The organism is Rhodoferax sp. (genome assembly GCF_018063565.1).
Lineage (GTDB): Bacteria > Pseudomonadota > Gammaproteobacteria > Burkholderiales > Burkholderiaceae_C > Rhodoferax.
The window spans coordinates 1-11,016 of record NZ_JAGPBB010000098.1; the positions used below are offsets into that span (position 1 = coordinate 1).

At 57.8% G+C, this 11,016-nt stretch carries 9 protein-coding genes; 7 read left to right on the forward strand and 2 right to left on the reverse strand.

The window, feature by feature from the left end:
• The coding region (locus KBF66_RS16625) for a hypothetical protein (protein WP_296659843.1) at positions 1 to 320 on the forward strand (320 nt) is incomplete at its 5' end.
• Between the two features lie 9 nt (positions 321 to 329).
• Complete coding sequence (locus KBF66_RS16630) at positions 330 to 881, forward strand: NTP transferase domain-containing protein (protein ID WP_296659847.1); 552 nt, start codon at positions 330 to 332, stop codon at positions 879 to 881.
• 15 nt (positions 882 to 896) lie between these two features.
• Here the strand turns inward: KBF66_RS16630 and KBF66_RS16635 are convergent, their stop codons facing one another.
• Positions 897 to 3,266: a fatty acid cis/trans isomerase gene (locus KBF66_RS16635; protein WP_296659850.1), complete on the reverse strand. Its 2,370-nt coding sequence runs from the start codon at positions 3,264 to 3,266 to the stop codon at positions 897 to 899.
• A gap of 118 nt (positions 3,267 to 3,384) precedes the next feature.
• Here KBF66_RS16635 and dbpA point away from each other — a divergent pair, with 118 nt between their 5' ends.
• A complete protein-coding gene (gene dbpA, locus KBF66_RS16640; protein WP_296659854.1) occupies positions 3,385 to 4,773 on the forward strand; it encodes an ATP-dependent RNA helicase DbpA in 1,389 nt (462 codons plus the stop codon).
• Positions 4,774 to 4,927: 154 nt separating this feature from the next.
• Positions 4,928 to 5,161 carry a hypothetical protein gene (locus tag KBF66_RS16645; protein ID WP_296659858.1) on the forward strand — a complete coding sequence of 78 codons (234 nt, stop codon included), beginning with the start codon at positions 4,928 to 4,930 and terminating at the stop codon, positions 5,159 to 5,161.
• 18 nt (positions 5,162 to 5,179) lie between these two features.
• Here the strand turns inward: KBF66_RS16645 and KBF66_RS16650 are convergent, their stop codons facing one another.
• Positions 5,180 to 5,899 (reverse strand): transglycosylase SLT domain-containing protein, encoded by a 720-nt coding sequence (locus tag KBF66_RS16650; protein ID WP_296659860.1) that lies wholly within the window; start codon positions 5,897 to 5,899, stop codon positions 5,180 to 5,182.
• Between the two features lie 44 nt (positions 5,900 to 5,943).
• On the opposite strand from KBF66_RS16650, the gene KBF66_RS16655 reads away from it, so the two are divergent.
• The 3 genes from KBF66_RS16655 to KBF66_RS16665 all read left to right on the forward strand — a co-directional run.
• Positions 5,944 to 7,950, forward strand: coding sequence for a tetratricopeptide repeat protein (locus KBF66_RS16655; protein WP_296659865.1), 2,007 nt, complete (start codon positions 5,944 to 5,946; stop codon positions 7,948 to 7,950).
• Entirely contained in the window at positions 7,950 to 8,300 is a 351-nt protein-coding gene (locus tag KBF66_RS16660; RefSeq protein ID WP_296659868.1) for a DUF2304 domain-containing protein, read from the forward strand. The genes KBF66_RS16655 and KBF66_RS16660 overlap by 1 nt, the downstream gene beginning before the upstream one ends.
• A gap of 438 nt (positions 8,301 to 8,738) precedes the next feature.
• The coding region (locus KBF66_RS16665) for a reprolysin-like metallopeptidase (RefSeq protein WP_296659871.1) at positions 8,739 to 11,016 on the forward strand (2,278 nt) is incomplete at its 3' end.

The window sequence follows — 11,016 nt, forward strand, 5'->3', positions numbered from 1 at the left end:
CTAAACAAGTCGGTTCAACAGCGGTTGCTCTTGGCTTGACGCATGAGCTTGCACGTCAATGCATGACGATGCTCTCACAAGAATCATGCCAGCGCCAGTGCAGCCACTTTGCCTGCGGGCTCCTGGCTGATCCGTGGCAGGCCAGACCACAGACCGTGACCGCGACCGAGGTGCAACCCGCCGACAGGGCCCAGAGTGATAAGATTTTTGCTATCACTTATCAGTTTGATAGCCACCAACACCGCGCCGATGAACAGAAATTCGCTGAGCCCCACTTTCGTTTTGCAAGCCATTCAGCCGGTCATCGGCAGCGCCTTTGAGCAAGCCGTGTGACTGCACTTTTGCCCACCGTCATTATTTTGGCCTCTGGTCGCGGTGTGCGTTTTACTGCGTCCGGCGGTGCCACGCACAAATTGCAAGCGAGACTGATGGGCAAAACCGTTCTGCAACATACGATGGACGCAGTGCGGGGCAGCGGTCTGCCCTGGCATCTTGAAGATGAAAGCCACCCCGGCATGGGCGACTCGATTGCCGCAGCCGTGCAAAAAACAGCACAAGCCAATGGTTGGCTGATCCTGCCGGCCGATTTGCCGCTGATCCAAAGCAGCAGCCTAACGGCCGTTGCGGCGGCGCTGATGAACACGGAGGTGGTTGTGCCGGTTTACCGGGGGCAACGCGGACATCCCGTGGGGTTCGCGATGGGATGCCGACAGGCATTGCTGGACTTGCACGGAGATCGTGGGGCGGCTCGCGTGGTTGGTGCCCATGTGGCCATGGAACTGCCATTGGACGATTTGGGCTGCGTGACGGATATTGACACCGTCGACGATTTGCAGGTCGTTGAGCGGCTGTTACACCGCGCAACACCTGCCATGCGATAGTCACCACCACCAGGATTAGCGGTTTTCCAGCCGGCTCCAATCCAGCAGCCCGGCCTCGATGGGCGACCAGTTCCGGTAGGCGGCCATCATGGCATCGCTGGCAGCCCAAAAATCCTGGTTCGTGCGCCGAATGCCAAATCGGTCGACCAGCGCACGAAAGTCGTCCTCCGACGTCAGCGCGGCGACGCCCTTGACCAACTCGGACAACTGCGCCGCACTCGCATGCATCAATGCGTTAGGGTAAGCGCCAACAAATCCCGGTGCCACGGTCAAGGTGAATTCATCGGGTGACAGCATGGCACCTTCCCAAAACAGGGTGCTCACGTTGAGGTGCGACGTGTTGCGCAGCAGACTCACATACCTGGCACCGCTGCCGCCATCGGGCTGCGAGCCGGTGTCAAGGCGCAGCACGGTCATCTCAGGCATCCATTGCAACGCCGGGCCGCGCACCGCGGCCAGTTGCCTGAGCGCGGCACGCGCGACCGGATCCGGCTCGGCATTGATGTCGAACCCCTGGGGCAGCACCGGTGCCAGCCGCTGACGCAGTTGCTCAAACAGGTGCAACTTTGCGTCGGCACCTTGCGGGTAGCGGATGCCGCTTTGCGCCTCAAAACGGTAGACACCTCCCAGCACCCGGCTTTTGACCTCGTCACTGGCACCGCGGTACCAGGCATCGCGCACCGCCAGGCGCGCCTCGGCGGGCAGCAGCATCAGAAAGTGGGCTTCGCCTTCCATGCGCAGAAAGTCCATCGCCAGCCGCGTTTCAAGCTGGTGCGCCGTGTTGCCATAGACATCAAAGCCTGCCGCCAACAAATAGAAAATTCGCTCCAGCAAGGGGTAGCCGATGATCCATGCGGTCTTGGGCGGGTCTCCGATCAAGCCTTGCTGCACCGAGGCACTGTCGAAATGCCGAAAGATCGTCAGCGCGGCGTTGGGGTTGTGGCCATCACCGTCCCAGACAAAATCCAGATTGATGGGCCGGCGGTGGGTGCCAAACACGCGGTCCATGTGGCTTGTCTTGGCCGCCAGCAACGCGTCTTCGGCAACCGCCATGGCGCGCCAGGCCAGCAGGCGGGCATTGCTGCCCTCGGCAGCGGGCATGCGCAGTACCTCGCCCTCGCGGGCCACCAGTTGGGCCGCGTCGTCATTGGCACCGATGTCCGGGTCCACAAAATACACCCAGAAATGGTCGTTGATCACATTCAGCGCGGTCTGGCCCCGGCACACCGGACCCTTGATGAAGTTGCTGACAAAGTAGCCCGCATCGTCGAGCAGGAATCGGTAACGCGCCTGCAGCGGCAGGTCGGCAAAAGCTTTGAACGGGTTGGCGGCTATATCGGGGTCATACGTTGGCAGTTTCGTCACCCGGTAGGGCGAGTTCAGAAACCATTGCCGCCAGCGCGCCATGCGCGCCACGCTCAACACATACGGCATGTGGGTCTTGGCCAGCAGGGTTTCGCGATCCCGCACCAGACGGTAGTAGGGCCGGGCGACGCCTGGGTGGTCAAACGGCCTGCGGCTGGCAATTTCCTGCACCGCCTGGCCCGGCGGCGTGCGGCTGCGCACCAGTCTGAACACATGCTGCTGGATGTCACCCTCAAACAAAAGGTGGCCAAGAAACAGATGCTCGTACAGGTAGCGGGCAGCCAGTTGCTCTTTGAGCGAGGCACCGTTGAGCCAATGCTCCCAATCGCTCACTTGCCGGCTGATCGCCAGCGGCAGCACGGCGGGCGCATCGTCGGGTGCGCCCGCCTGCAACCAGCTTCGAATCACATTGAGTTCGGGCTCGCTCAGTCCGGGCAGGCCATAGGGCATGCCCGCCAACGGCTGCTGGCGGGCCAGTACCTCGTGTTCGCCCAGGCTGGGGCAGAGGTTGGCCCGGTCCAGAGCGAAATCAAAATCCCGCTCGGCAAGCACCGCAACCTTGGGCAAGGGCTGTGCCTGCTTCAACGCCAGACTGCGCCACAACACGCTGGCAGCCAACTGGTTCGCAGAATCCTCGCGGCGCTCGTTGAGCACAGGCTCGAAGCCCATGCCCCGCCACTGCGAAGCCTGTTGCGCGTCGATGCCCAATCGGGTCAGCGGCGCGGCGTGCAGCCGAAGCTCGCCGTACACACTGGCCTTGCTCAACCCGCGGGCGATGCCCTCCCAACTGCCGAGTTTGAGTTGACACGGCGCGTCGAAACACCCATGGCAGACCACGCAGCGGTTATCGAAGATCGGTTTAATGTCTTTTTGATAGCTTGGTAGCCCTGTCAATACTGGCCTGGGATGGTCAAACCGGTCTGTCTGGGCGGCTCCGTAGCGGTTGTCCAGAACATCGGATACCAGCGTGGCACAACCGGCCAGCCAGGCCAGCAGCAGGACAGAGGTGGGCAAACGCATAAAAATAACTCCATACTTGCCCTGCAATCCCAAGGCAGTTCTCGCCATTTTGGCACCTGAGTCGCCGATTCCTGCGGGTCAACAGGTCACCCGCAAGTACGCTGTCGATAATCAGCGCATGACAAACACTGCCCCCCCGACCTTCAGCACCCTGGCGCTCAATCCGGCCACTTTGGACAACCTGGCGCAGCTGGGTTACCTGGCGATGACCCCGATCCAGGCCATGAGCTTGCCGCCGGCACTGGCCGGCAAAGATTTAATTGCCCAGGCCGAAACCGGCAGCGGCAAAACGGCCGCGTTTGGTCTGGCGCTGCTGGAGCGGCTGAACCCGCGTCGCTTTGCCGTGCAGGCGCTGGTGCTCTGCCCCACGCGTGAGCTGGCCGACCAGGTCACGGTGGAAATCCGCCGACTGGCGCGCGCCATGGACAACATCAAGGTGATCACACTGTGCGGTGGCATTGCGCTGCGCGGGCAGCGCGCGTCGCTGGAAAACGGCGCGCACATTGTGGTCGGCACGCCAGGGCGCGTGATGGACCACCTGGCGCGCGGCTACCTGAACCTGGAAGCACTGAATACGCTGGTGCTCGATGAGGCCGACCGGATGCTCGACATGGGCTTCTTTGACGACATTGCCACCGTCACAAAGCAATGCCCATCTGCGCGGCAAACCCTGCTGTTTTCTGCCACCTACCCCGAAGGCATCGAGAAGATCGCCAGACAGTTCATGCGTGACCCGGTGCAACTCAAGGTTGAACCGGCCAGCGTCGTCAGCCTGATCGAGCAACGTTTTTACGAAGTCACCCGCCCAACCCGCTTTGAGACTGTGGCACGCATACTGAACCACTTTCGCCCGGTCAGCACACTGGCCTTTTGCAATACCAAGCAACAGTGCAAAGATTTGGTGGCGTATTTGCAACAGCAAGGCTTTAGTGCCCTGGCACTTTACGGCGAACTTGAGCAGCGTGAGCGCGATCAGGTCCTGGCGCAGTTTGCCAATCGCAGCACCTCCGTGCTGGTCGCCACCGATGTGGCCTCGCGCGGCATCGACATCAAAGAGCTGTCGGCGGTGATCAACGTCGACATCACCCCTGACCCTGAGGTGCATGTACATCGCATTGGCCGCACCGGCCGCGCTGGCGAGACGGGTCTGGCTTTAAGCCTGGCGGCCATGTACGAAATGGGGGCGGTGGGGAAAATTGAGCAGTATCAGGGCGTGGAGTCCACGTGGCACAAAACAGAAGAACTCAATCAAAAGACCCCTGAGCCCTTGTTACCACCCATGGTAACGCTACAAATTTTGGGTGGCAGAAAGGAAAAGATGCGCCCTGGTGATGTGCTGGGCGCACTCACCGCCGATGCGGGGTACAGTCGCGAGCAGATTGGCAAGATCAACGTGACCGAGTTCACCACCTTTGTTGCCGTGCAGCGCGATATCGCATTGCAGGCGATGCAAAAACTCAACGCCGGCAAGATCAAAGGCAAAAGCGTCAAAGTCCGGTTGATTTGACCCGCTGGCCAACCGGGGCTGACGCTGTGTCAGGCAACTTCTGACAAGCGATCGCGCCAAATGCCGACTACAGCTTTTGTTGGCTTGGGGATACAGTCCATTTCAACGCTTTGAAACGCAGCAAAATATGTTTGTCCCCCCGCAGGAGTTAGCCATGACCACCACCCTTCAAGCCATCAACCCGTTCAGTCTGATGATGGAGCCAGAGCGTGTGTTGCACACCATGGAGCACTCGTCACAACTGCGCTCGCTGCGTCGCCACAAACTGCGCCCGCTGGACAAGCCGCTGATCCCCTACACCAGCGAGGCGCTGGCGGCACGCGCCGCCTATGACGCACTGATCGATGCCCAGGAAATTGATGGGGCTGATGACTACCTGCTGAATTGAGTCGCGCCGGCAAAGACCTCAGCCTGAGCGCGACTGCAGCACCCGGTAAATCGCCATCACTTTTTGCACGTAGAACTGCGTTTCCTTGTAGTTGGGGATACGGTTCCCCGCCCGGGCCACAGCGCCCTCCCCCGCGTTGTAGGCAGCCAATGCCAATTCGGTTTGACCACCAAAAAGCTTCATCAGGTCAGCCAGGTAACGCGTGCCGGTCTGGATATTGAGTTCCGGGTCGGTCAACTTGGCCGACACCGTGGCTCCCCTGTCGGCCTGCACACCATAACGCTGCGCCGTGGTGGGCATGATCTGCATCAGACCCACAGCACCCTTGGGTGAAACCGCCCTGGTGTTGAATGCTGATTCGGTCACCACCACCGCCTTGAGCAGTTCAACATCCACGCCATGTGTCTGCGACGCCGCAGACAAACTGCCCTGAACCGCCTGATAGGTGGGTGAGGCGTTGATCGCCGCCACGGCAGCTTTAGCCGAAACTTCAGATCCCAAACCGCCCATACCCGAACTACTTACGCCGGCATTGAGCGGACTGGATTCAATCACCAATTGCCCTTTTTTTCCGGGAGGCTCATTCGTGAACTGTATGACACCGTCTTCGTCCACCACCTTCCAAACGTTTGCCCAAGCAGGAGAAAAGCAGAAAAAGCTCGACCCCAGTAGCCCAATCAGCACGCGCTGCCGGCTCGAAGTCAAAGGTGAGAAGTAATCTTTCAACAAGGCAAACATCTACAATCGTTTTTTCAATAAATCCAGACAACTCAGGGTCAGGCATGACACCACAACGAAGCTCGGCACTGTTTGCGATCGCACTGTCACTGGCAATAGTCCTTGTTTACAGCTTCGGACTGAGCAATCAGTTGCTGTTCGATGATGCAAGACTATCTGACGGGACCATTTTTGGCCAGTATGGATCGCTGTTTTTGCTCAAAGTGCGCGCACTTTCTTACGGCAGCTTTGTATGGGTTCAAGCTATTTTAGGCGAAGGCTGGGCCAAACAGCGCAGCTTCAATATCGCTTTGCACATTGCGACCGCGTTGGCGCTGTATGCGCTGATCATCGAATTGCTCAAAGCCACCCGGTGGGAGGAGAAATCAGGCAATAACTCCGTTCCATCAGGTCATTTGACATCGTCAGCTCGCCTGGCGGTTGCACTGTGGGCACTGAACCCAGTGGCGGTGTACGCCGTGGCATATTTGATACAGCGCTCGATCGTCATGGCGACATTGTTCACAACGTTGGCGCTTTGGGGTTTAGTCAAAGGACTTGTCACCAGCCAACGCAAATGGTTGGCATTTTCTGTAGTCTGTTATGTATTTGCGGTTTTCTCCAAGGAGTTTGCTGTAACAAGTCTGCTGCTGGTAGTGCCGCTCTACGTTTATATCAAACGCCCAACGACGAAGCAGATTGTTCGAATTGCCGCTGTCTCTATATTGGCAATGGGCGGCGTTGGAATGGTGCTTTACAGCCAATATGCCGATGTCATTGGCAAGGTATTTGACGAAACGTCCCGTGCGCACATGGCACAACTTGAGCAAATTCAACCTGGCATCAGCAAGAATCTTTTTCCTTTGAGCATCATCAACCAGGCCAGCCTTTTCTTTCACTACGGTCTGATCTGGCTGGTTCCCTATGTGGGCTGGATGTCCATTGATCTCAGGCCGACGTTTCCCTTGGGTTTCGCGGGATGGCACATGCTAGGTGCTGTTGCATACGTCGGGTTGGTGCTGTCTGGCATGTGGTTAGTGTGGCGGCACAGCAATAAATGGGGGCTACTGGGGCTCTGTCTCTTGATCCCCAGCCTGATGTTCCTCACTGAATTCGCCACTGTTTGGTTACAAGATCCATTCGTTCTTTACAGAAGTTATCTCTGGTCCATCGCCGTGCCGTTATTGTTCTCCGTGATACTGGTTGTGATTGCAGAGGCGGGTGCACTCAATGGTCTGGTGATGGCGTTGGGTGTTCTACTTGCAGCAGGACTTGCCGCCATGAGTTTTGAACGAATCAACAGCCTGCAAACGCCTAGCACCGCCTGGAAGGATGCCAGTCTTAAGATCGACTTGGTGGCACCGGCCAATGCCGTGGGGCGCTGGCGACCTTTTCTCAATTTGGGCGCCGAGGCCATGGAAAAGGGCGATTACAACGATGCCATTCGTCAGTTCAACCAGGCCGAATCCCTAGGTGAACCCATGGGATCGGCAAGATTCAACATCGGCGTGAGTCTGCAGCAACTCAAACAGCACCCGGCGGCACTGGAGATGCTCGCGGCTGCCCAAGCCAAAGGCTTTACGGAGGCGGCACTCTTTTATCACCAGGGCGAGTCACTTTTTGCACAACGTCAATTTCAACTGGCATACGAAAGCTTCAGCCAGGCTTTGCAACGCAAACAAGACCCGGAGGCCCAAACCTTCACACGCCTTCGCCAGGCTGAAGCAGCAGTTGGCAGCAACAATTTTGATGCAGCAGTGACGAGCTATAAGACCCTCATCCAGCAGTCGCCAAACAATCAGCGTTTTCAGGTTGGTTTGGCCATGGCCTATATCGGCAAAAAGGATTTTGTTACGGCCATGGGCATTCTGAACCCCGCGATCGCCCAGCGTCCAACGTCTGCGGCCCACTACGCGCGTGCACTGGCTTATTTTTCAATGGGCGATCGCGCGGCAAGCAAGCAGGACCTTGACTTAGCGATTCGCGCGGAACCCAACAACCCGGTTTATCGCCAGTTGGAACAAATGATGAATCAACCCATTGCCAACGCCAAGGCAAGCCCGAAGCCCTGATGGCCAGCCTGCAAATCACCACCAGCCTCCTTGGCCTTGGACTGGCGATGTTCATCATGCTGCTGCTGCGGCGTGATCACATCTACATTCTGCATGGCTTGTTCTGGATCAGTGTCGCCGCACTGGCTGCCCTGTTGGGCCTGTGGCCCGGACTCATTGACAAGATGGCGGGCTGGGTCGGCATTACCTATCCGCCGGCCGCATTGCTGCTGGGCGCGGTGGTTGTGCTGTTTGTCAAGTCACTGTATGCTGACATTACCCAAACGCAGCTGGAGCGCCAATTGCGCCGCCTCAATCAGCGCATTGCCCTGATGGATGCTCAGCCGCCTTCCGATCCACCGAAAGACTGACGCTTGTGCCAAAACATGTCTACCTTTTCATTGCACCTGCTTGTTTTCTGTCTGGTATGGTTTGGATCGTGTCATTCCGGACAGGCTTTGGCTCAAGACATTCAAGCCGATCGATTGTGGTTCACACTTCAGCATCGAGCGAACGCTGAGGCGCAAACGCCCGAGATCAAACTCGCGCCAGCACGTTATGCCTTGCTGACACTAGACGAGCCAGTGGCAAGGGCCTCCCTGGCACTTAAATCCGCCACGTCGAGTGGCGGCGAGGCGGATAACCAGGAAACGGTGACCCTACCAATGCCCTTGCCCGACGGGACAATGTTGCAGGTTCGGGCTCTAGAGTCGACTGTCATGGCGCCTGAGTTGGCGCAGCGTTACCCCCATATCAAGACTTACACACTTTTTGACACCGACAAGGGGGGCGTTATTGGCGCGGCTGACTTGACCGATCAGGGCTTTCATGCCATGTTCAGTACGCCGCAAGGTACCGTGTTTGTCGACCCCCGCACTAGCGAATACGGCCAGCGGCAATATCTGAGCTACTACAAGCATGACTACCGTCCGACTGAGAAAGTCATTCGGTCCATGCTGCGCAGGCCGCCCATCCGCCATGACGCCGCCACGCCCTCTTGGCTGACAAGCGATGCACTGAATTCAACCCTGAACCTGGCTGCAAGGTCAAGTGGTTCCATCACAACCTATCGACTGGCGCTGGCTGCAACAGGCGAGTACACCAGCTACCACGGCGGCATCAATGGCGCGATCAGTGCCATGGTCACCACGATAAGCCGGGTGAATGCGATCTACGAGCGCGATCTTGCCGTCAGAATGGAGCTGATCGCCAACAATCATCTCCTGGTCTATAACAACGCCGCAACTGATCCCTATGACCCCAGTGACGCTTCAGCACTTCTGAGCGATAACCAATCGAATCTGGATGCCGTGATTGGCAATAACAACTACGACATTGGCCATGTCTTCAGCACTGAAGGCGGCGGGTTGGCCAACTTGGGGGTAGTTTGTTTGTCCCCGTTCAAGGCCCAAGGAGAAACGGGTTCCCGCGACCCCATAGCAGATCCCTTTGATATCGACTATGTCGCGCACGAGATAGGCCATCAGTTTGGCGCCAATCACACTTTTAACGGCACGACGGGCTCCTGCGGTGGGGGAAATCGCTGGGAAGATACCGCCTTCGAACCAGGTAGCGGCAGCTCTATCATGGCCTATGCCGGTATTTGCGGAGGTGAGAACCTGCAGTCTAACTCGGATGCGGTTTTTCATGCAGGGAGCATCTTCGAAATCAATACCTACCTGGGCTCGGGCGTTGGCGCAAGTTGCGGCAGTCGGCAGAACAACGGCAATACGGCGCCGAGCGTATCGGCCGGTGCGGACTTCACCATTCCCAAGCAGACTCCATTCTTTCTGACTGGCAGTGCCAATGATGCCAACGTTAGCGATTCGCTCACTTATGCCTGGGAAGAGATCGATCTAGGTACAGCCTCCACAAGTTTGAACCTGGCCGATGATGGCAGTCGCCCGCTGTTCCGCAGTTTTGAGCCGTCCAGCAGTGCAACCCGTTACTTTCCAAAGCTCACTTCACTGTTAAGTGGGACTTCAAACATTGGCGAGAGACTACCCACCACCAGCCGCAGCCTGAAGTTTCGCCTAACGGTGCGTGACCAGGTCGGAGGGGTTGCCGACGATGATGTGACGTTGACGGTTGTGGCCAGCTCGGGGCCGTTCCGGCTAACCTCGCCCAACGGTGGGGAAACCATCAACGGCAGTACCAGCGTCACCTGGGATGTGGCCGGAACCCATCTGGCGCCGGTTAGCTGTAGCCATGTCAACATCGGCCTGTCAATAGATGGTGGGCTAACCCAGCTTGCTAGTCTTCTGGCGGCGAATGTACCCAACAATGGCGTGGCCAGTGTCAGTTTTCCTGCTGGCTCGTCAAACACTGCCCGGGTCAAGGTGCAATGTGCCAACAGTATCTTCTTTGACGTGTCAGATGCCAACTTCAGCTACACAGGTGCTGAAGGCTTGATCAATCAGACCATCAGTTTTAGCCCGATGTCAGCGATCTCGATCGGTGTATCGGCCACTCTCTCGGCTACGTCCAGTTCGGGTTTGCCGGTCACTTTCCGCAGTGATACACCCACCATCTGTGGTGTCAACGGATCTACAGTCACAGGGTCATTGGTCGGACTATGCACTGTGACTGCCAATCAAGCAGGCAATGCAACTTACGCTACCGCCCCACCAGTTACCCAAAGTTTTGCGGTCGACAAAGCCAGTCAGACCATCGCAACCATCAGCTTTATCCCCGACTTCTTGAGCATTGGTGGTACGACCACTGCCAGCGCCACAGCAACGTCAGGTATGGCTGTGAGCTTCTCCAGCACCACACCGTCAACTTGTTCAGTCCTGGGCAATACGGTGAGTGGCTTGATCCCTGGTATTTGTACCGTCGCGGCCGATCAATCAGGCAGTGACAACTATGCTGCAGCACCCCAAATCACCCAATCCATCACCGTCACAGCTGCCAACCCCACCCGCCTCCTCAACATCGCCACCCGAGGCAGAGTCGAAACGGTCGACAACGTCATGATCGCCGGCTTCATCATCCAGGGCAGTTCGCCCAAGAAAGTGCTGATCCGCGCTCGTGGCCCCTCGCTGGCTGCTGCACCCTTCAATGTCCCGGGTACCCTATCCGATCCGT

Bases quoted from the DNA above. Each gene is read 5' to 3' on its own strand.
- KBF66_RS16635 (WP_296659850.1), bottom strand. From the start codon at position 3,266: ATGCGTTTGCCCACCTCTGTCCTGCTGCTGGCCTGGCTGGCCGGTTGT.
- dbpA (WP_296659854.1), top strand. From the start codon at position 3,385: ATGACAAACACTGCCCCCCCGACCTTCAGCACCCTGGCGCTCAATCCG.
- KBF66_RS16645 (WP_296659858.1), top strand. From the start codon at position 4,928: ATGACCACCACCCTTCAAGCCATCAACCCGTTCAGTCTGATGATGGAG.
- KBF66_RS16650 (WP_296659860.1), bottom strand. From the start codon at position 5,899: ATGTTTGCCTTGTTGAAAGATTACTTCTCACCTTTGACTTCGAGCCGG.
- KBF66_RS16655 (WP_296659865.1), top strand. From the start codon at position 5,944: ATGACACCACAACGAAGCTCGGCACTGTTTGCGATCGCACTGTCACTG.
- KBF66_RS16660 (WP_296659868.1), top strand. From the start codon at position 7,950: ATGGCCAGCCTGCAAATCACCACCAGCCTCCTTGGCCTTGGACTGGCG.